This is a genomic window from Nonomuraea sp. NPDC049028 (assembly GCF_043197735.1).
GTDB lineage: Bacteria > Actinomycetota > Actinomycetes > Streptosporangiales > Streptosporangiaceae > Nonomuraea.
On the sequence record NZ_JBICTR010000004.1, the window covers coordinates 472,508 to 493,137 of the forward strand.

15 protein-coding genes are annotated in these 20,630 nt (G+C 68.8%); 5 read left to right on the forward strand and 10 right to left on the reverse strand.

From position 1 onward, the window contains the following. Window positions 1-133 precede the first annotated feature (133 nt). Window positions 134-3,040, forward strand: coding sequence for an AAA family ATPase (locus ACGFJ2_RS17740; protein WP_393469359.1), 2,907 nt, complete (start codon window positions 134-136; stop codon window positions 3,038-3,040). Between the two features lie 38 nt (window positions 3,041-3,078). On the opposite strand, the gene ACGFJ2_RS17745 is transcribed toward ACGFJ2_RS17740, so the two are convergent. The 6 genes from ACGFJ2_RS17745 to ACGFJ2_RS17770 form a co-directional block, all read right to left on the reverse strand. Then, window positions 3,079-3,618 (reverse strand): DUF1707 domain-containing protein, encoded by a 540-nt coding sequence (locus ACGFJ2_RS17745; RefSeq protein ID WP_393469362.1) that lies wholly within the window; start codon window positions 3,616-3,618, stop codon window positions 3,079-3,081. Further along, a complete protein-coding gene (locus ACGFJ2_RS17750; protein ID WP_357952277.1) occupies window positions 3,615-4,418 on the reverse strand; it encodes an ABC transporter permease in 804 nt (267 codons plus the stop codon). Before ACGFJ2_RS17750 ends, ACGFJ2_RS17745 begins: the two co-directional genes overlap by 4 nt. Next, window positions 4,415-5,383 carry an ATP-binding cassette domain-containing protein gene (locus tag ACGFJ2_RS17755; protein ID WP_393469365.1) on the reverse strand — a complete coding sequence of 323 codons (969 nt, stop codon included), beginning with the start codon at window positions 5,381-5,383 and terminating at the stop codon, window positions 4,415-4,417. Before ACGFJ2_RS17755 ends, ACGFJ2_RS17750 begins: the two co-directional genes overlap by 4 nt. 39 nt (window positions 5,384-5,422) lie before the next feature. After that, entirely contained in the window at window positions 5,423-6,328 is a 906-nt protein-coding gene (locus ACGFJ2_RS17760) for a DUF4097 domain-containing protein (RefSeq protein WP_393469368.1), read from the reverse strand. A 61-nt stretch (window positions 6,329-6,389) separates the two neighbouring features. Then, a complete protein-coding gene (locus tag ACGFJ2_RS17765; protein ID WP_357952274.1) occupies window positions 6,390-6,896 on the reverse strand; it encodes a hypothetical protein in 507 nt (168 codons plus the stop codon). 166 nt (window positions 6,897-7,062) lie between these two features. Then, complete coding sequence (locus ACGFJ2_RS17770; protein WP_393469371.1) at window positions 7,063-8,262, reverse strand: DUF1266 domain-containing protein; 1,200 nt, start codon at window positions 8,260-8,262, stop codon at window positions 7,063-7,065. A 189-nt stretch (window positions 8,263-8,451) separates the two neighbouring features. Between ACGFJ2_RS17770 and ACGFJ2_RS17775 the strand changes: the two genes are divergently transcribed. Further along, the gene (locus ACGFJ2_RS17775) at window positions 8,452-9,513 is read left to right on the forward strand and encodes a trypsin-like serine peptidase (protein WP_393469374.1); all 1,062 of its coding nucleotides are present in this window, start codon (window positions 8,452-8,454) and stop codon (window positions 9,511-9,513) included. A gap of 330 nt (window positions 9,514-9,843) precedes the next feature. Here ACGFJ2_RS17775 and ACGFJ2_RS17780 read toward each other — a convergent pair whose 3' ends face one another. The 3 genes from ACGFJ2_RS17780 to ACGFJ2_RS17790 all read right to left on the reverse strand — a co-directional run bounded on the left by ACGFJ2_RS17780 (window position 9,844) and on the right by ACGFJ2_RS17790 (window position 13,137). Further along, window positions 9,844-11,478: a GMC oxidoreductase gene (locus ACGFJ2_RS17780; RefSeq protein WP_357952271.1), complete on the reverse strand. Its 1,635-nt coding sequence runs from the start codon at window positions 11,476-11,478 to the stop codon at window positions 9,844-9,846. A 76-nt stretch (window positions 11,479-11,554) separates the two neighbouring features. Beyond that, complete coding sequence (locus ACGFJ2_RS17785) at window positions 11,555-12,061, reverse strand: carboxymuconolactone decarboxylase family protein (protein ID WP_357952270.1); 507 nt, start codon at window positions 12,059-12,061, stop codon at window positions 11,555-11,557. Then, window positions 12,058-13,137 (reverse strand): dihydrodipicolinate reductase, encoded by a 1,080-nt coding sequence (locus tag ACGFJ2_RS17790; RefSeq protein WP_393469378.1) that lies wholly within the window; start codon window positions 13,135-13,137, stop codon window positions 12,058-12,060. Before ACGFJ2_RS17790 ends, ACGFJ2_RS17785 begins: the two co-directional genes overlap by 4 nt. A gap of 654 nt (window positions 13,138-13,791) precedes the next feature. Between ACGFJ2_RS17790 and ACGFJ2_RS17795 the strand changes: the two genes are divergently transcribed. Then, window positions 13,792-15,651 (forward strand): DUF1996 domain-containing protein, encoded by a 1,860-nt coding sequence (locus ACGFJ2_RS17795; protein WP_393469380.1) that lies wholly within the window; start codon window positions 13,792-13,794, stop codon window positions 15,649-15,651. Between the two features lie 83 nt (window positions 15,652-15,734). Here ACGFJ2_RS17795 and ACGFJ2_RS17800 read toward each other — a convergent pair whose 3' ends face one another. Then, window positions 15,735-17,261: a glycoside hydrolase family 71 protein gene (locus ACGFJ2_RS17800; protein ID WP_393469383.1), complete on the reverse strand. Its 1,527-nt coding sequence runs from the start codon at window positions 17,259-17,261 to the stop codon at window positions 15,735-15,737. Between the two features lie 404 nt (window positions 17,262-17,665). Here ACGFJ2_RS17800 and ACGFJ2_RS17805 point away from each other — a divergent pair, with 404 nt between their 5' ends. Further along, window positions 17,666-20,377 carry a tetratricopeptide repeat protein gene (locus ACGFJ2_RS17805; RefSeq protein ID WP_393469384.1) on the forward strand — a complete coding sequence of 904 codons (2,712 nt, stop codon included), beginning with the start codon at window positions 17,666-17,668 and terminating at the stop codon, window positions 20,375-20,377. 1 nt (window position 20,378) lies between these two features. Then, window positions 20,379-20,630: an SWIM zinc finger family protein gene (locus ACGFJ2_RS17810; protein WP_357952265.1), complete on the forward strand. Its 252-nt coding sequence runs from the start codon at window positions 20,379-20,381 to the stop codon at window positions 20,628-20,630.

Here is a 20,630-nt window from a genome sequence, read left to right on the forward strand (position 1 = left end):
CGATCGCCGAGGCTATTGAGAGCCGGCCGGATGGAGCATCCGTACCGTATACGGATTTTTGGCCGCTACTTACCGCGGGTTTAAGATCCGGTAGCCTGCTCATGCTGATACCAGCAGGTAGGGGGTTCGCCACATGCCCTTGGGACCGGCCCGCATCGCCCCCTCGGGCTCCCTGTCCGACGTGCTCGTCGGCCGCCAGGCGGAGCTCGCGCTCCTGCGCACGGTCATCACCGCTCCGCCCTCCCTCGCCCTGATCGAAGGCGAGGCGGGCATCGGCAAGAGCCGGCTGGTGAGCGAGTTGCTGGCCACACCCGGCCTGGCCGGGATCCGCCGGCTCGTGGGCCAGTGCGAGCAGCTTCAGGAGCCCCTGCCGCTGTCCCCCCTGCTCGACGCCTTCCGCCTGGCCGGGGCCGAGCTCGCCCGGTCCCGCCCGGTCAACCCCGTCATCGGGGCGCTCGCGCCGCTGCTCCCCGAGATCGCCGCACACCTGCCACCGCCCCTGCCCCCGCTGCCCGACCAGCGGGCGGAGCGACACCGGGTGTTCCGGGCGGCCGTGGCCCTGCTCGACCATCTGAGCCCGCTGGTGCTGGTCCTGGAGGACGTGCACTGGGCCGACAGCGGCACCCACGACTTCCTGGCCTTCCTCGCCGCCCACCAGCCGAGGCACCTGTCGGTGATCCTCACGGTCCGTACGGAGGCGGGGCTGCTCCCGATCCGGGAGGCCTTCGCCCGCGCGCCGTCGGGGCCGGCGCGGTCGGTCAGCCTCACCCCGCTGAGCAGGCCCGAGGTGGCCGAGCTGGCGCGGAGCATCCTGATGGCCGAGCTGCCGCCCACCTTCGCCGCCCTCTTGTACGAGAAGACGGGCGGCATCCCGTTCGTGGTGGAGGAGGTGCTCCGTACCCTCCTGGAGCGCCTGCCCGCGAGCGAGATCCCCGGCCGGTCGGACGTCCTGGCCGAGCTCGCCGTTCCGACGGTGTTGCGCGACGTGGTGCTGCGACGGCTGTCCTCGCTCGACGACGCGGCGCAGGAGATCCTCGGCGCCGCCGCGGTCATCGGCATGACGCCCGATGACCGGGTGCTCGCGGAGGTCACGGAGCGCGGCCCGGCGCAGATCGCCCGTGCTCTCGGGCAGGCGCAGGCGGTCGGACTCCTGCACGAGGAGGACGGCCGCTGCCGGTTCCGGCACGCCCTGGCGCGGCAGATCGTGTACGAGTCCGTAGCCGTGTCCGGCCGGCGGTGGCTGCATCTCAGGACCGCGCGGGCCCTGGAGTCGGTGGCCGGTCCCCGACCGGTGGCCAGGCTCGCCCACCATTTCCGGCTCGCGGGCCGGACGACGGAGTTCGTCGGCAACGCCGAGGCCGCCGCCGACACCGCCCTGTCCCACGGCAACGACGCCACGGCGGCGCGGTTCCTGCTCCAGGCGCTGGAGATCGGCGAGCTACCCCGTGAGCTGCGCGTGCGGTTGGCCGTCAAGCTCGGCCGGGTGGCGGTCGACGGGCTGGCGCACACCCAGGCCGTACCGATACTCGAACGCCTGCTGGCCACCGAGCCGCTCCCCGCTCCGCTGCGTGGCGAGCTGCGCTTCGCCCTCGGCCGCCTGCTGCGTCAGCAGGGTGAGGCGCGGGCGGGCTACCTGCAGATCGAGGGCGCGATCGACGACCTCGCGGAGCGGCCCGCGCTCCTCGGCCGCGCGCTCGCCGTGCTCGCCGTACCGGAGACCGTGGTGAACCGGCACGTCAGCGAGCACACCGCGCGCTGCGAGCAGGCCGAGGAGGCCTCGCGTCGCAGCGGCGACCGGGACGTCGACATCGCGGTACGCATCGCGCGGGCGTCGCTTCTTCTGGAACAGGGCGACCCGGGAAGCTGGCGGCTGATCGATGACCTGCTGCGCGACGACGGTCTGCGGTCGGCGCCCAAAGAGCACGCCCGCGCCTGCCTCAACTGGGCGCAGGGCGCCCTGCACATCGGCCGGCTCGAACGCGCGCAGGGCCTGCTGGCCGAGGGCCGTCAGGCCGCCGACCAGGCCGAATATCTCCGGGTGGCGGACGTCGTCGAGCTGGTGACGGCCGCCGTCGACCGAGCCGCCGGACGGTGGGAGGGGCTGGAACACCGCCTGCGTCCGCTGGAGGGCGCGTCGGCCACGTTCGCCGCCGGGTCCCTGGACTCGCGGCTGATGCGGGGCGCGCTGCTGGCGGCGAGGGGCCCGGCCGAGGAGGCCGTGACGGGCCTGGGCGAGGTGATCGCGATCGCCGAACGGGTCGGCGCCGTCTGGCCGCTCATCTCCGCCCGCATGACGCTGTCCCGGCTCCTGCTGACCCTCGACGACGCGGTGGGCGCCGTCGAGCAGGCCAACGCCGGGCTCGACCAGGTGCGGGCCAAGGGGAACTGGGTCTGGGGCGCGGAGACCGTACTGTGCCTCGTGGACGCCCTGGACACCCTCGGGAAGGCGGGCGAGGCCGCCGCGCTGGTCGACGAGCTGAGCGCCGCGATCGACGGCGCCGACGCGCCGATCGCGCAGGCCGCCGCGCTGAGCGCCCGGGCCGTCATCGCCCGCTCCCGGGCGGATCGGCTGACGGCCGAGCGGCTGATCGACGCGGCGCGCACCACGCTGCGGGAGGCCGGGCTCCGCTACGAGGAGGCACTGGCCGGCGAGCGCCTGGGCAGGTGGCGCTGCGAACGTGGCGCGGCCGACGGTGGCGACCTGCTCGAAAGCGCGCTGCGACGGTACGGGGCGATGGGCGCGGACCGGGACATCGCCCGCATCTGCCGGATCATGCGGCAGAACGGGGTGCCCATCCCCTATCCGTGGCGCGGCGGGCGGCCCTCTCATGGGCAGACGCTGTCGTCACGGGAGCGGGAGGTGGCGCTGCTGGCGGCGGCGGGGAAGACCAACCAGGAGATCGCGACCGAGCTGTTCCTGTCCAGGCGGACCGTGGAGAGCCACGTCTCCAGCTCGCTGCGCAAGCTCGGCCTGCTGTCGCGCAAGGAGCTCCGGGGCCTCACGGCGTTCCCGGCCGACCAGTCGGACTCGCCTGTCTGAGCCGAGCCCGGCGGCTCTTCCAGGTCCGTCGGACACGCCTATCTGACCAGGCCGCGCGGGTGGCGGACCCGCAGATGACCGTAGGCGAGCTCCCCGGCGATCTGGACGTGCAGCCGTCCCGGACGCGGACGACCGGGCGCCTTGCAGATCACCCGCCCCCACTCGGTCCGCGCCTGGTCGACGTTCGCCGTCGCGCCGGCCGGCAGGATGATCACCGCGGAGCCGTACGCGAGCCGGAGCTCGATCCCGATCTCGCGATGGTCGATGACGGCCCCCGACAGATCGAGGTGCACACCGCCGTACTCGGACTCCACCCGCAGCACGCGCGGGACCTGCCAGTCGCCCGACCGTCTGACGCGCCCGCCGGTGGACCTCAGCAGGACCACCTCCTCCTCGGGAGGGTCGGGCAGGTCCGCGACAGCCCGCGCCAGATCGCCCTGGGTCACGGCGGTGAGAGCCCGTTCGACCCGCTCCTCCATCTCGGCGAAGCCGAGGCGGCCGTCGGCGTACGCCTGCTGGACGCGCTGAACGATCCGGTCGCGCTCGAAGTCGTCGTACCGTCCCGCGGGGAGGTTCATTGGGAGACCGCTCTCTTGTACAGGCGCGTGGCCAGCGGGACGAACACCGCCAGGATCAGCACGCACCAGCCCACCGACACCGCCACCGCGTGCTGGAGCGGCCACGCGTCGGGCACCGGCCTGAGGGCGGTGGTGTTGCCGAACAGTTCGCGCGCCGCCTGGACGAACGTGGAGACCGGGTTCCATTCGGCGACGGGCTTGAGCGGGCCGGGCAGCCGGGAGCTGTCGACGAAGACGTTGGACAGGAAGACCAGCGGGAACGACACGAGGGTGGCGATGTTGTTGAACACCTCCGGCGTACGCAGGGCCAGCGCGATCGTCGCCGTCACCCACGAGAAGGCGTAGGCGAAGAACAGCAGCAGCAGGAACCCCGCGAGAGCCTCGAGCGGCGAGGAGTGCACGCGCCAGCCGACCAGAAGTCCCACCAGCGCCATCGTGGCGATGCTCGTGATGTTCATGAGCATGTCGCAGAGCGTCTGCCCGACCAGCACTGCCGACGGCGCCATCGGCAGCGTGCGGAACCGGTCGAAGATGCCCTTCTGCAGGTCCTGGGTGAGCGTGTAGCCGGTGATCTGCGCGCTGGTGACGATCGTCTGGACGAAGATCCCCGGGAGCAGATACTCCGGGTACGAGATGCCGGGCAGGTCGATCATGCTGCCGAACACGTACACGAACAGCAGCACGAACACGACCGGGAGGATGATCACGCCGCCCAGCAGGTCGGGAGCTCGCCTGATCTTGAGCGCGTTGCGCTTGCTGATCGTCATGCCGTCGGCGACCGCCATCTGAAGGGGGCTCATCGGACCGTCTCCTTGGTGTCGTCGATGGCGGCCTGGTGGCCGGTGAGGCTGAGGAAAACCTCGTCCAGGGTCGGCCGCCGCAGCCCGGCGTCGCGTACGGTGACGCGCTCGGCGGCCAGGTGCCCCAGGGCGGTGGTGAGAGAGGCGGCGCCGCCCGCCACGGGGATGGTGATGCTCAGGGAGGTGGGGTCGGTCCGGACGTCGGCGACGGCCAGCGGCGCCAGGACCCGGCGCACGGTCTCCAAATCGGCGGCGTGGCTCACCGTCAGCTCGATCCGGTCGCCGCCGACCTGGTCCTTCAGCTGGTCTGCGGTGCCGAGCGCGATCACCCGCCCGTGGTCGACCACCGCGATCCGGTCGGCGAGCCGGTCGGCCTCCTCCAGATATTGGGTGGTGAGCAGTACGGTCGTGCCGCCCGCGACCAGCTCGGAGATGACCTCCCACAGGCCCACTCTGGCGCGGGGGTCCAGGCCGGTCGTGGGCTCGTCCAGGAACAGCACCGGCGGATCGGCCACCAGCGCGCCGGCCAGGTCGAGCCGGCGCCGCATGCCGCCGGAGTAGCCCTGCACCGGGCGGTCGCCGGCGTCGGTCAGGTCGAAGCGCTCCAGCAGCTCGCGGGCGCGTTGCCTGCTGCGCTTGGTGCCCAGGTGGTAGAGGCGGCCGACCATCTCCAGGTTCTCGGCGCCGGTGAGGTGCTCGTCGACCGCCGCGTACTGGCCGGACGCCCCGATGCGGGAGCGCAGGCGCTGGGCGTCGGTGACGACGTCGAGACCGGCGACGGTGGCGTGTCCGGCGTCCGGCCGCAGCAGGGTGGTCAGGATCCGCACGGTCGTCGTCTTGCCGGCGCCGTTGGGGCCGAGTAATCCGAAGACCGTGCCTTCTGGAACCGACAGGTCGATGCCGTCCAGGGCGGTGACGGTGCCGTATTTCTTGACCAGACCCTCGGCCACGATCGCGGGGGGCATGAGATCTCCTTCGGTGTTTTGTGGCACGAACTTTTTGTGTCATGAACGGCGGATCACGATGTCGCCGTAGGCGGTGTGGGCGCGTACCTCGACGGTCTTGTCGGCCTGTGCCGGGCCGTCGCAGGCGTCCAGGTCGACGTCGACGGTGCCGTACTGGGAGCTCACATCCAGCCAGGCGGCGCTGCCCTCCCGGATGCCGAGTTCGAGCCGGCCGCCGGCGGTCTCCAGGACGACCGCGCCGGACACCACCTCGCCGATCCGCACATTTCCGTAGGCGGTCTTGGCGGCGACGCCGGCCAGGGCGTGGTCGACGATGATGTCGCCGTAGGCGGTGTTCAGGCGCAGCTCGCCGGTCACCGCGCCGAGGACGAGGTCACCGTTGGAGGTCTTGACCACCGCCGTGCCGTCGATCTCGCCGACCCGGATGGTGCCGTTGGCGCTGGAGATGTCGGCGTGCCCGACCGACCGGGTCACCGAGATGTCGCCGGAGCCGGTCTTCAGCTGCAGCCGGCCCGCCCGCTCCAGCCTGATGTCGCCGTAGGAGGCGGTGAACTTCACGTCGCCGAGTCGGCCTCTGCAGCGGAAGTCCGCCGTCCCGTTCGCGTCGACGCGCGAGCCGGCCGGCAGGTCGATCGTCACGTCGACGGAACCGTCCCATCCGAGCAGCGAACGGGCCCAGTTCTTGGGCGACTCGACCAGCATGTCGATCGAGCCGCTCCACCCGGACAGCGACGCGGCCCGGGGCTTACCCACTTTCACCAGGAGCCTGCCGCCGGCGTACTCGATCTGGGCCTGCTCGGCGGCCTGCCGGTCGGCGTCGTTGGACGCGTCCCTCGGGCGCACGTCGACGACGGTGTCGGTGCGATCGCTCGCGTTGATCCGGACGTTGGCGGTCGCCAGATCGATGATGGCCACGATGGGCTCGGGGGTGTCGAACGTTGGCATGGCGTTTCCCTCATGGATTCGGCGGTGTTCCGCTTAGCGGAACGCGTGGTCGTGGGCCCGGCTAGCGCACCCAGCCGGTGTGGCTCCGAACGGTCTGGGCGCCCCGGTGCCGGCTCCCGTCACGTTCGAGCGCGGCGGAGACCGCGCGGACCAGCCAGGTGTTGACCGAGAGGCCGTCTCCGGCGGCCGCCTCCTCGATGCGCGGCTTGAGGTGGTCGGGGACGCGGAGCGAGATCCGCGAGGTCCCGCCCTCGTCCGCTCGGACACCTGGATCGGCCGCCCTGACCGGCCCGGTCTCGCCCGCCTCCCCGAACGACTGGCCGACGGGCGGTGACGTCACGATGAAGCCTGGCTCGCGGCCACGCAGGCGGACCTCCACCGAGCCCGGCGCGAGATCGCGGGTGATCTCGTCCGCGGCGGCGGAGAGCGCCTCCAGCAGGGCGAGCCGGGTGGCCGGCTCAAGCGCCGCGGCGAGACGCTCGGCGGTCGCGCGGGCGTCGTCGTCGCCCGCTTGGGCGGTGGCCGCGAGTTCGCGGCGGAGGTGATCTACGTACGGCGCGAGGTCCATGACGCAACTATGACGTCACAATGGCGTCATTGCAAGTGCCTTGCTTGGCCTGCTGTGATGTCATGGAGGCGTCAAAACGCCGAGCGCCGACCGGACGGGCTCTGCGGCCGTCCGCTCGGCGCTCGGTGACCAGCGGCTTTTTTTTGGGGGGGGTGTCAGGTCGCCTTCATCGTCTGAAGGGGATGTTGAGCCAGGGGCTGTTCGGGTCGGTCGTCAGGATTCGGTGGGCGTTGAGCATTTCCCCGTACCAGTCGCCGAACTCCTCCTCGTCGAAGTGGAGGCAGCGGCCCAGGATGTAGGCGGCGGAGAACTCTTCCCAGGAGCGGTAGCTGATCCGGCTGACCGCGCCCGCGCGCAGGACCGCCGTTTCGGCCTCCGCCAGGTCGCAGTAGCGGGCGCCGAGCCCCCAGCGGGCCATCTTCGACGCCCGCCCGTAGTCCCACGCCTCCACGGTGCGTACGAACCCGCCCTCGGGAAGCAGCCCGTCCGCCCGGAATCGCGCCTCGTAGCGGATGATCCGTCCGATGAGCCGCTGCGCTCCGGCGACCTCGGCCTCCGTCTCGGAGTCAGGGGTGGTCGCGTTCTCCGCGGCGCGGCGCCGGATGACCCGTGACGTCACCTGACGCCAGTGATCCACCTCGACCGCGCCACCGAAGTCACGGGCGAGGGTGCCGCGTATCCCCAGCACGAATCCCCAGACCGAGCTGCTCATCCGGCCCTTGAGCAGCTCCTCCTGGGCATGCTGCCACCCTTCCCGGCTGGTGATCTCCCACCACTCCTCCAGGCGCCTCCGCTCACGGACGTAGCCGGTGCCGTGCCAGCCCATCGCGTTCCAGAGCGAGGCGTTGTTCACGCAGAGCAGCGCCCCGCAGGCCAGGCCGTGAGCGACGTTGCCGTGCAGCGGGCCCCCGACCCACAGTGTGCGCAGTTGATTGCGGCGCGTGCTGGAGATCCGGTCGGCATGCCAGCGCCACGTCTGCCGATGGGCGGCCGTCGCGGGGAAGAACGCCTCACACGGGGTGCCCGGATTGATGGCCAGCCACTCGTCGTCCCGGGGCCAGTCCCGGACCAGCTGTCCCAGGTCGACCTCGAAGAAGACCGGGTCGGGCGCGGGCGCCGGAAGCATCCCCTCGGTGACGAACGCGAGACTCAGGGGGCTTCCCGGCTGAGGGCCCCAGTATGCGGCGTTGTAGTGAAGCCAGCCCGGCTTGGCGTCGGCCTGAGCGCGCGACATCGCGTGATACAGGTCTGTACCGGCGAGGACGTCGAAGTACGCCGCCCAGTCGCCGCGCGTCTTGGCCGCGTACAGGTCACGTTCGACGTCGGTGGGCGCCTGCCATACGGCCTCGGGGGCGGCGAGATCCATGGCATCACATTGTGAAGCACGGCGTCAGGAGGCCTTGACCCGGCTCCTCCGCGGCATGGCCGAAATAACCCGCAGTATCACCGCACAATCGCCCCGTAATGCTGCCATACCCGAATGCGCATGACTTGAGGAAGATGACGGCTGCCATACGTACCTCCTGACGGCAGATTCCGGTTTCGGGAGGTATGTATGCACCGCAGAGTCGCCCTGCTCTCCGCCGTCGCGCTCACCGTGGCAGGCGCCCTGGTCCCAGCGGGCGCCGCCCAGGCCACGAGCGGGACCGGCCTCGACCCCAGGCCCGTCAGGTGGTCCGCCACGGACTCCTCGGCGGAACGCAGGAACGTCCTGCAGTACTGGACGCAGCAGCGCACACTGGCGGCGCGGCCACTGGATACGCCCACGCCGCGACGTGGTAATCGGTCGAGCGGGCCGACCCAGGGAACCCCGTGGGCGACCCGCGGCGCCTCGGCCACCATCACCCAGCGCCCGTGGACCAGCGGCGGCGCGACGCGCGTCCAGACCGCCTCGGCCGCCACCGCCCAGCAGGGAGCCCGGGTGCCCAACAGCCCCGGCCTCCGGTGGACGGACGGCGGCGCCGTCGTACGTACGACCGGACGCGTCTTCTTCACCACCGCCGAAGGCGGCAACGCCTCCTGCTCCGGTACGGCGGTGACCAGCGCCAACGAGAGCGTCGTGATGACCGCCGGGCACTGCGTGAAGATCGACGGTGCGGCCCACCGCAACTGGGTGTTCATCCCGGGCTTCGACAACGGGCGGCGGCCGTTCGGCACGTGGGTGGCCACCAGGATGCTGACCACGCAGCAGTGGAACGCCAACGAGGACATCAACTTCGACATCGCGGCGGTCGTGGTCGCGCCACTGCAGGGACGGACGTTGACCGACGTCGTGGGCGGGCAGGGGGTGGCGTTCAACCAGCCGAGGCAGCGGCAGATGTTCTCCTTCGGCTACCCGGCGGCGCCGCCGTTCGACGGCTCCAGGCTCATCTACTGCAGTGGGCGCGCGTTCAACGACACCGTCATGACCCGGGACCAGGGGCTGCGCTGCAACATGACCGGCGGGGCGAGCGGCGGCCCGTGGTTCCAGGGGTTCAACGAGTCCACCGGGCTCGGCTGGCTGAACTCCGTCAACAGCTTCAAGTACAACTTCGCCCCGGACTTCATGTTCGGCCCCTTCTTCGGGAACGAGGCGATGGCCGTCTACCAGGCCGCGCAGAACACCAACGCGACCTGACGCCCCAGCCCTGCCGTCGCCTGTACATCACCAGACGGCGGGGCGGCGGGGTCGGCATGCGGTCCGGGCCCGTGCGCGGGCCGCGTCGTCGTCAGTCTGTCCGTAGTACCGCCCGCAGCAGGTTGTTGACGGCCCGCTCCCTGGACAGCAGGGCCTGGCACTGCCCGTCCCTCGTCACGGCCAGGTAGGCGCCGGCCGTGCAGAGGATCCGGTCCGTGTACGACTCGGCGTCGTCGAGGTCGCGAGGCCCAGCGTGGGAAGGGGCCGCGGCGGGCAGACCGCAGCCCCTTCCAGAGCGACCGATCGACCGACCGCCCGCTCACTCACTCGCTACAGGTCAGTGGCGATGATCTTCTCGATGTTCCGTTCCGCGAGCGCCGTGATGGTGACGAACGGGTTGACGCTGGTGTTGCCGGGGATCAGCGAGCCGTCGATGACGTACAGGCCCGGATACCCGGCCAGTCGTCCGTAGTTGTCGGTGGCCTTGTTCAGGACCGCGCCCCCGAGCGGGTGGTACGTGAGGTGGTCGCCCCACACCTTGTAGACGCCGAAGAGGTCGGTCCGGTAGATCGTCCCCTCCTTGTTGTTGATCTTGTCGAAGATCGACTTGGCCATGTCGATGGCCGGCTGTTTCCAGGCGGTCTGCCAGTTCAGATCGACCTGGCCGGTCGCGGCGTTCCAGGAGAAGCGGGCGCGGTTCGGGTTCTTGGTGATCGACAGGTAGAACGAGGCGAAGGTCTCGATCCCGGTGGGCAGCGGCGCGACCTCGGCGAACGCGCCACCGGCCGCCCAGTTGTCGATGCCGGCGCAGGGGATGGTCGACTGGGAGGCGCCGGTCGGGTCCCACAGGTGGTTGGCGCGGCCGCACATGACGTTGCCGTTGTCGCCCCAGCCGTTGCCGACCTCGCTGTTGAGGTTGGGCAGCGCGCCAGTGGCCTTCAGCTTGACCAGCAGCTTGCTGGTGCCGACGCTGCCGGCGGCGAAGAACACCCGGTCCGCGGTCACGGTCTTGGTGGCCGTGGTGTCACCGGTGGTGTTGATCTGCTGGATGACGACCGTGTAGCCGCCACCGGCCGCCGGGGCGACCGAGGTGACCTTGTGCAGCGGCGAGATGGTGACCCGGCCGGTGGCCTTGGCCTGGGCGAGATAGGTCTTCTGGAGTGACTTCTTGCCGTAGTTGTTGCCATAGAGGATTTCGCCGGCCAGGGCGGACTTGGTGGCGGTTCCGGCTGCTTCCTGCTCCATGTAGTTCCAGTCGTACACGTCGGGTACGAAGACGAACGGGAAGCCGGACCGCTGGGCGTGCTTACGGCCGACGCGGGCGAACTGGTACCAGTCGGTGGAGTCGAACCAGGCGGAACGGATGGTGCCCACCCCGAGACCGGCGTTGGCCCGCGGGTAGTAGGTGTTGTACATCTCGTCGGCGTTGACCGACGGGAGGATGGCGGCGAAGTTCTCCCGCTTGGGGGTGACCGCCATGCCGCCGTTGACCAGCGAGCCGCCGCCGACGCCGCGACCCTGGTAGACGGTGATGCCGCTGAAGTCCTCGGCGTCCAGGACCCCGGTGTAGCGGGAGATGTCCCGGTCGATCGGGAAGCCGAGGAAGTAGTTGAGTGGCGCCTTGGTCCTGGTACGTAACCAGTAGGAGCGGTTGTCCGGAGCGAGCGTGCTGCAGAAGATCTTGCCGTCGGAGCCGGGGGTGTCCCAGGCCATACCCATCTCGATCATGTGTACGTCGACACCCGCCTGGGCGAGACGCAGTGCCGCCACGGAGCCGCCATACCCGGTGCCGATCACCAGGGCCTGGACATGGGCCCCGTTGCCGATCGGACCGGCCGCCGCCGGAGCCGCGGCCTGGGCCGCGGTGGGGTGGGCCGCGAGGGCCAGGGCGCCCACGCTTCCGGCGATGAATCCACGACGCGAGACACCTCTGGAACCGGCCTCGCCCGGGGTGTTGTCACTCATCCGATGGTCCTTACTCTCGGTGGGATGAGAACAGGTTCTTGCTGCAGCTCGCGCCTGGAGAAAGCCTGGAGAAGATCTAGCGTGTCCGCCGGGAAGCGGGTGAACGGCCGCTGGGCAGCCGGCACACGGTGTCGAGGCCCAGTACGTGGTTGAGCCGCCCGAAGGCCAGCCAGGACCCGATGCTCATGCTCAGCTCGACGATCTCGAGCTGGCTGTAGTGCGCGGTCATCCGGGTCCAGAACTCGTCGTCGAGGCCGTGGTGGTCAAGGGCGTAGCGTTCGGCGTATTCGGCGGCGAGCCGGGTGCGGTCGTCGAAGGCGTCGGTGGTGCGCCACTGGGTCACCGCGTCGGCGAACTCCTCCTCGACCTTCTGCCCGTCCCGCTCGGTACGCCAGTCCAGGCAGAAGGCGCACCCGTTGATCTGCGCGATCCGCAGCCGTGCCGCCTCGAACTCGCGGAGCCCGAGGGTCGTGTGGGCGTACACCGACAGGGAGAAGTGCGAGGCGGCGGTCCCGATGCCGGGCACCATCTCACCCCAGACGTACTCGATCGCGTCCTTTCCCTCGGGGATGTCGAGGTTCATGGCTGTTTCCTCCCGAGTTTGCCGATCGCGGGGCGCAGTGGGACGTCGAGCGCGTCGTAGAGCCCGGGTTCGGCCGCCACGAGCCAGTCGATGGCGCTCACCAGCCGGCCGACCGCGGTGGCGTTCCCGCCCGCTGCCCGGTTGCCGCCCTCGTCGGTGGCCTCGATCGTGACCTCGATGCGCGGGCGGCCCTCGATGATCACCCGGTGCGCCGCGTGGCCGTCGGGCGGCGTCGGCCAGTCCGGCGCGCAGGACGGATGGATGCGGGTGACGTGCTCGATGACGATGCGGGGCTCGCCCTCGACGATGCCCTGCACCTCGAAGCGCACCGCGCCCTGGGTGCCGGCGTCGAACTCGCCCATCGTCTCCGTACGTACCGTGGCGTCGAGCGGGCGCCGGTCGCGGCTCTCGCGGATCTCGTCGAGTTCGACGCCGAGGGCTCTGGCCATCAGCCGTACCTGGCCGCCCCACACCATGGTCGGGACCGTCGGCGCGATCATCGGCGGCTCGTAGTCCATCGGCTGGCCCATGCCGACCAGGTACCGGACCGAGTCGGGCTGGTCGTAGGTGGAGTAGTCGAAGATCTCTTGGCAGCGGATCACGTCCACGGTGCCGCCGAGTCCGCTGATCAACAGGGGCAGCACGTCGTTGCCCCAGCCCGGGTCGATGCCGGAGACGAACAGCGAGCCGCCGCCGTCCGCGATGGCCGCCAGCACCGGCTCCCGCAGCTCCGGCGGGGCGTTGCGCTGGTCATAGAGCGCGTACAACGAGGGGGTGACGACCACGGCACCGGCCCGGATCGCCCTGATGATGTCGGCCAGCGCCTCGTCGGGGCGGATGTCGCCGGACGCCGCGTAGACGACGGCGCGGGGACCGGCGGCCAGCACCGCGTCGACGTCGTCGGTCGCCGCGACCCCCAGATCATGGTCGAGCCGGGCGAGCGCGCCCGCGTCGCGGCCGACCTTGCCGGGATCGTGGACGAGTACGGCCGCGAGTGTCAGTGCCGGATGAGCCTCGACGGCACGGATGGCCGCACGGCCGACATTGCCGGTGCCCCAGACGATCGTGGACAGCATGAGCGGAGCGTAGCAAGCGCTTGGTTAGGTGCATAGAGCCATCGCGACACCGACCGCGCCCGGCGCCGCCCGGACCCCCTACGTAGAAATAAAGCTGTCATCGGCCGGAATTCGCATGGTCCGGACCGGCGAGGGATCCACCGATAACGCGTGGGATAGCGCCAGAGCGCTGTTCAGCGACTGCCCTGAAGAGATATCCCGCTGAACGATTTAAAGGGCACATACCCAGGCAGAACGCGTCACCGCGTCAGCTCGAAGGAGAATGCGAATTTGCCGCCGCGTTTCCCATGACGACGTGACGAGGTGGATCGTCATCGCCATTTTCTTGCCGCGACTCTCGTGCCGCTCACGCCACCTATGACCCCAACTGCCGCGCTCCTGTACGTGAACGCCGACGACGGCACAGCCTTCGCCATCAAGCCCGAATCGCCGCTTTGACCTGCGACTTCTCCATCCGGGTGAACCATGCCGCCGATGCCCCCGTATCTGATGAAAAGCGGGCTTTCCCGCCCACGTCATCAATCCGGGAGGAGTTCCCGTATGGCGAATGCCTCGGGGAGCAAGCCATTCAGGCCATGGCTGGGAGTCGTTTCCCTAGTCGGAGGTGTCGCCCTCGTTCTGGCGGGTGGCCCGTTATCCGGGCAGTCGCGGAACATGGTGAACCTGTCCGCCAGCGCGGACACGATCACCTGCCCGAACGTCGCCGACAAACTGCCGGACATTCCCGCCCAGGCCCAAGCCGAAGTGGACCGCAACCTCAAACTCCTGCAAACCCAGATCAACGAAGCCAACAACCGACTCATCACCTCAGCAGGGGAAGGCGGCCCCAACTTCGTACAGAACGCCATCCTCGGCCCCCTGGCCGACAAACGAACAGCCACCATCAACCGCATCGCCACAGCCATCGGACGAGTCGCCGACCGCCCCACCGGACTGGACGGCCTGGCCACCTGCAAACTCGGCAACGGCGGCGGCGCGACCGCCCCCGCCACCCAGGACCCTGACGCCTCAGAGCCCCCCACGTCGCCGCCGTCCGACGACGCGACCACACCGCCGTCCGACAATGCGACCACACCCCCCGCCACCGGCGGGAACAAGATCACCTGCCCGGACGTAGCGGGCAAACTTCCCGACATTCCCGCCCAGGCCCAAGCCGAAGTGGACCGCAACCTCAAACTCCTGCAAACACAGATCAACGAAGCCAACAACCGACTCATCACCTCAGCAGGGGAAGGCGGCCCCAACTTCGTACAGAACGCCATCCTCGGCCCCCTGGCCGACAAACGAACAGCCACCATCAACCGCATCGCCACAGCCATCGGACGAGTTGCCGACCGCCCCACCGGGCTGGACGGCCTGGCCAAGTGCACGCTCGGCAACGGCGGCGCAGCGACCTCGAAGCCGAGCGCGAGCGCGAGCGCGAAGGCGGCGTCCGGGCCGACGGCCGACGACTTCGTCGACATCCAGTCGGTCGACCCCGTGCAGCAGCTGCAGAGGACCGCTTCCAGCGGCACCTTCGTCTCCAGGTGTGGCACGCCCCAGGAGGGTCACGCCAACAGCGACAACGTCATCACCGCTCCAGGTGTGGCCAAGGGTGGCCAGCAGCAGAACGACTACGTGGGCAATGTGTCCACGGACGCCTTCTCCACGAACGAGAGCCTGGCCGCTTCGGACACCACCTGCCGCATCCGCGCCGACAGGTCGACGTACTTCTGGCCGGTCCTGCGGGTAGGCGGAGCGGACGGCAACGCCGTGCGGCCGTCTCTGGTGCAGTTGCAGTTCCGTGGCAACGCCATGTCGAAGGTCACGGCCGCGCCTCAGTTCCTCAGGCTGATCACCGGCGACGCGCAGGCGGTGAGCGGCGGCAGGCCCAGTGACACGGCCAGTGACGCGCCCAGCGACACTGCCAGTGACGTGCCCACTGACCTGCCCACCGACCTGCCCACTGATGTGCCTACCGACCTGCCCAGCGACACGGCCAGTGACATGCCGAGCGACCCGCCCACTGACACGGCCAGTGCCAAGGCCACTGACACCGCCAGTGCCAAGGCCAGTGACACCGCCACTGACGCACCCAGTGACGCGCCTAGTGACGCGCCTAGTGACGCGGCCAATGCCAGGCCCACGTGGAGCTGCACCGGCTTCGCCAACAGGCTGACCGACAAGTATCCGATCTGCCCGTCCGGCAGCAACCTCATGCGTGTCTTCGACATGCCCAGCTGCTGGGACGGCCAGAACCTCGACAGCGCGGACCACCGTACCCACGTCGTCTTCCCCGACGAGAACGGAGCCTGCCCGGCCGACACCCAGGCGGTGCCGCAGTTGCGCGTCACGCTCGTCTACGACGACGTACCCAACACCCAGCCCGACGGTACGAACGTCCCCTTCATGGTGGACAGCGCCCCCAGCGAAGGGAACAGCCCGAACACCGACCACGCGGGTGCCATCGCGGTGATGTCGAAGCAGCTCATGAACAACGTCGTCCGATGCATCAACAGCGGCAGGAGGTGCTGACAACCGGAAGGAACCGCTGACAGCCGGAAGGAGGAACGCGCGAAAGGGCCACCCGAGAACCCCCTCGGGTGGCCCTTTCGCGATCAGCGGCCGCTGCTGACCGCGTGGTACTGCAGGTCCTGCACCACGGGGGCGGCCACCACGGTCCAGGGGGAGGTGACGGTGGCCGTCGTCGCCCCGGAACGGACCACGGAGACCTTGTTGGTGCCGTTGGCCAGCGGATAGAGCTGGGCCTGCACACCCGCCTTGCCCTGGTAGGTCTTGGCCGTGCCGCCGATGGTGGCGTTCACGGTCGCGGCGCCGGTGAGGAACGACAGGATCTCGACGCTGTCCCTGGGCGTGCTGGTGCCTGAGCGGGGCGCCATCAGCTTCGTCTGGCCGCCCGTGGGCTTGGCGGCGGCGAGCTGGGTGCGGTGTGTCAGGTACACCGTGTCCCTGACGATCGCGGGGGCCGCACCGGTCTTCAGCCAGGTCAGGTAGTACGACGAGATGTCCAGATAGGACGAGTCGTTGTGCGGGGACGGGGTGAACTGGGTGCCTTCGGAGAAGTCGTTCCAGGTGGTGAGCTGGACCCAGTCCGCGCCGTTGCTGATGGAGCCCTCCCACGTGGTCCGGAGGTTCTGGGTGTTCAGGGCCTCATCGTAGATGCTCTGGTTCGGGCGCTCGTCCTGGACGGAGACCGGCTGCATCCAGATCTTGCCGAGGTCGTGCGCCTTCTTGATGTTGCTCGCGATGCCCGACTGCCCGGCCGGGCTGCGGTTGCCCCAGTTGGAGAAGCCGTAGCTGATGGGGGCGAAGGCCGCGGCATTGGCGGAGAAGTTCAGGAACGTCGGTACGAGGGCGACCTTGATGCCGTACTTGGTGTTCATGATGTCGATGAGATCCGCCCACCAGGCCGCGGTCTTGGCCTCGGCCTTGAACGGCGACACGACGACGCGGCCGTCCGCCAGGCGATAGATCGACTTCGACGCGGCCAGTTCGGCGAGGGAGGCGGCGAGCGTCGCGGCGTCGGCCGACAACGACGTCATGTCGGGCATCGGGACGATGGTGAAGCCGGTGTCGACCGTCTCGGCCGCCTTCACGAGCAGCTTGAGCCGGGTCCAGTTGGCGCTGGACAGCGAGAGCATGTCGACGGTGAAGCCGTCGATGCCCGCCGCGGCGGCTGTCTTGACCTCGCTCTCCATGTCCTGGAGCTGGTAGTCGCCGGAGCGCACGGCGCGCGGCCGCGGGCGGTCGCGCAGCAGCCCGCCGTAGGCCGCGTGCTTGCCGCTCTCGCCGGCCGGGTTGAGGTAGTTCTTGGTGTAGTAGTCGACGCTGCTCTCCTTGTTGTCCAAGGAGACGGGGTACGGCGTGAAGTAGTGCGCGAACACCTTCTTGGCGGAGGCCCGCAGCCTGGCCTTCGCCGGCAGATCGAACGGCAGGGGTCCGGTGGCCGCGGACGTGCCGGTCGCAGTGGCAGCGCCGGTCACGGCCCTGGCTGCGGTCGTCCCGGTCACGGCCCCGGCGGTGGCGGGGGTCATGGCCCTGGCGGCGGTGGCACCCGACATGGCCAGGAGCAGGACGCCGACCGATAAGGCGACTCCTCTTCCCAACCTGACCTGCGAAATCATGCTCGTTACCCTCGACTGTCTCTCGGCTGTTCCACGAAGGATGAACTGCTTGGACCAAGCGGTCGAAGGTCATCCTGGCAGGCGGGAGCACAAAGAAAGCACAAGCTCAGAAGCGGGCCGACGTCGGCAGGACCGGCGCCGCCTACGGGTCCCTCGACGCGAGACCGGTCAGCATGACCAACCATAAATACATTTAAGAGCGACACATGGCTGCTTTTGATCAACAAAAACGCGCCGATCCGCGATGTGCACAAAGCGGGCACAGCGCGATGAAGCACACATCCTTCGCGTTCAACGGAGCACGGTGTCCATCAAAAGATTGCCGGTGTTCTGATCGAAGTTTCCGTCTAGACTAAGCGAGCAGCTGCATAATTTAGGGCTTCCCCTCATGCCGGGAGGCGAGCGTGACGACGCCCGTAACATTGATCGAGGCCCTGGCGGCGAGCACTGCACCGATACGACTGCTCCTGGTCACGCCGTCGCCTATCAACGACCCTGGGCGGCTTCACCCGGAAACCGAGCTTGCGCACGTCACTGCCGCCGTGGAGGAAGCGGGGGCGGAAGTGGACATCCTCCGCCTAATGCCGCCGACCATCGGCCGCCTTAGGCGCGCGCTGGCCAGCGATAAGTTCGACATTGTTCACGTGGCCGCTCATAGTGGCGGCGGAATCGAGTTCGAAGACGATGACGGCACGGCGATCTTGGTGGGCGAAGACGAGTTCGCCGACGCGTTTCCCAACCGTCAGCAGTGTCTGCTCGTCCTGAACGGCTGCTCGACCGAGAGCCTCGCCGACCGGCTCGCGCTGGCCAATCGCAACCTGACCACCATCTCCGTGGCCGGCAGCATCAGCAGGCGTGACGCCCTGCGCGCCATCGAGGAAATCTACGGACTCCTTTTCACCAGGACTCCGCTCAGCCAGGTGGTCAACAGCGCCTCGCAAGCCGTGCTTCGCCGCATTCCGCTGAGAAATACGGCGGATCCCATTCGAGTCCGCGGGCCACGGGAAAGCGCTCCCGCTTTCGACGCCATGCCGACCAGCGGACGTCCCACCTATTTCGCCTGCAATCCGCCGGCGAACGTGCCGACGCAGCACCGCGCGGTCGTCGATCGAGCCGACGAACTGCTCGCCCTCTATCACCGGCTCTTCGACGAAGACAGAGGAAGCCCTTACATCGGCCTTGTCGGAATCACCGGAAACGGAAAGACGACCATAGTACAGACAATGGCCAATCGCTATGGCTGGCGATTTCGTGGCGGCATCGGTTACTTCTCGCTACGGGGCAGCTTCGCGGCATCCGATCTCGCCGAGGTGTTGGGCTGGCCGAAAGGGGAAGGCACCATGCGGCCCGAAGAAGTCGCCATGCGACTCTCGCGCGGCCGCTTCCTCCTCATCTTCGATGACATCGATGAGGCGCCCGAATCCGTCCTCGCCGAGGTCATAGCGCTGCTGAGCTCATGGGACACCAGCCTCGGCGGACGTGCCGTGCTCATTTCCTACTCCTATCGCGCCGAGCTGCAGAGCATCATCGGTGCGAATTGGATCACCGTGACCGGATTGCCGCAGGACGCGTCCCGCGAACTCATGGTCGCCTGTCTGGGCGGAACCGAGAGGGCGAGGAGGCTGGTGGGCGCGGATGAGCACGTTGCCGAAGCCTCTCGGCTGTGTTTCGGGCATCCGAAGACCATCGAGTACACAGCGTCTCTCCTGCAGCTCGGACAACGCTGGACGGAGATGCGGGGCGATCTCCTGAGGCTGAGCGGCGGCGGGCCGCTCGCGGTCAACAGCGAGATGCTCGGCAGGGTGATCACTCTTCTGGAGGAGCGCACTCCCGCGGTGCGCGACCTCCTCGACGCTTGGGCCGTCTTCGAGGACGGAGCCGAAGAATCAGCATGGCGGCATGTGGCGATGGGCGGCCGTGAGCTCACCCCCACCACGAGATCCCGGCTCGACGCGGCGCTCAACGAGCTTCATGGCGCCGCGTTGATCGACCGCCACGACCAGCCGGGCGGCGGCACGCGCTGCGTCATGCATTCGCTCCTCGTCGCCCATCTGCGACGCCGGCACGCGGGGCTTTCCCAAGAGAAGATGAGTGACCTCATAAGATCGCAACTCGCCCAACAGCTGGAATTGGCGAACGAGGGCAACTATCCCGCCGACGAGTCGGGCAACATCCGCAGAGCGCTGCGCGTCGCCGAAGATCTGGGGCTCTGGCAAGACATCCTGAGCTACTGCGAAACGGTGGTGGGCCACCGGGACCTCCCGTTGATCCGCAGAGGGCCTTGGCCCTTGGCTCTCGACCTGCTTGACGCCGCCATCCGGTCCGCGTCCCGGTTCGGTGATCACATGCGTCAGGCGGCCTTCCTCATCGTCCGTGGGCTGGTGGAATATCGGCTTGCCGCTTTCACGAACGCGGAAAACGCGTACACGCAGGCCGCGTTGCTGGCGAAGGAGGCGGACGCCCGCGGTCTCAGGCTGCAGGCACTTCGCGGGGTAGGCCAAGTGCATTATCGGATGGGCGATTTCGATCAGGCGGAGACCGTCTATCGGGATGCGCGCCGGCTGGCCGACGACGAAGAGGCGATCTCTGACATCGATCACCAAATCGCCAAGATCTTTTATCGCAAAGACCGGCTGGATGAGGCGCGGGAGCTGTTCACCCGCGTATACGAGAACCGACTCCGCGCCGGTCATGACGGAGCCCTGGCCAAAACCATCCATGAGCGGGCGCGAATAGAACACGCCGCGCACCGGACCGACTCCGCCCGGACTCTGTACGAGGAGGCGCTGCACTTGGAGCAGTTGGCCGGAGATCCGGTGATGGAGCAGGCGACGCTGTTCCAAATGGCCAAACTCGCTCTCGAGACCGGCCGGACGGCCGACGCGGAAAGGCTGTTCACCGAGAGCCGGCAGATCTCCGAGACACTCGGTGATCAGGTGTGGCTGGTACACGCTCAGTTCGGCCAAGCGCTCCTCGACTGGGCCAACAGCGCTCGTGAAAGCGCCCGACACAAAGCGCGGGGCGCTCTGACGGAGAGCCGTGTCCTGCGGATCGGACTTACCACGGAGATCCAAAATTGGCTGGAAACCCATGAAGAAACGGAAAACAATGCCTGATATGACAGCGGCGGTCGCCGCCAAGTGGCAGAAGGCGGAGCGTTACGCCCGGGAGCAGGACAGGTTCTGCCTTGACTCGCTACAGGTCACCATGCGATCCGAACACGATGAGCGGCATATCAGCTTCGAGGCCGGCTCCTGGTCATGCACGTGCGACTTCTTCGCAGTGCACGCCACCTGCAGCCATGTCATGGCCCTGAGTTTGATATTGCGGAAACAGGCCGGTCTACAACTGCCCGACAATCTGGAGTAG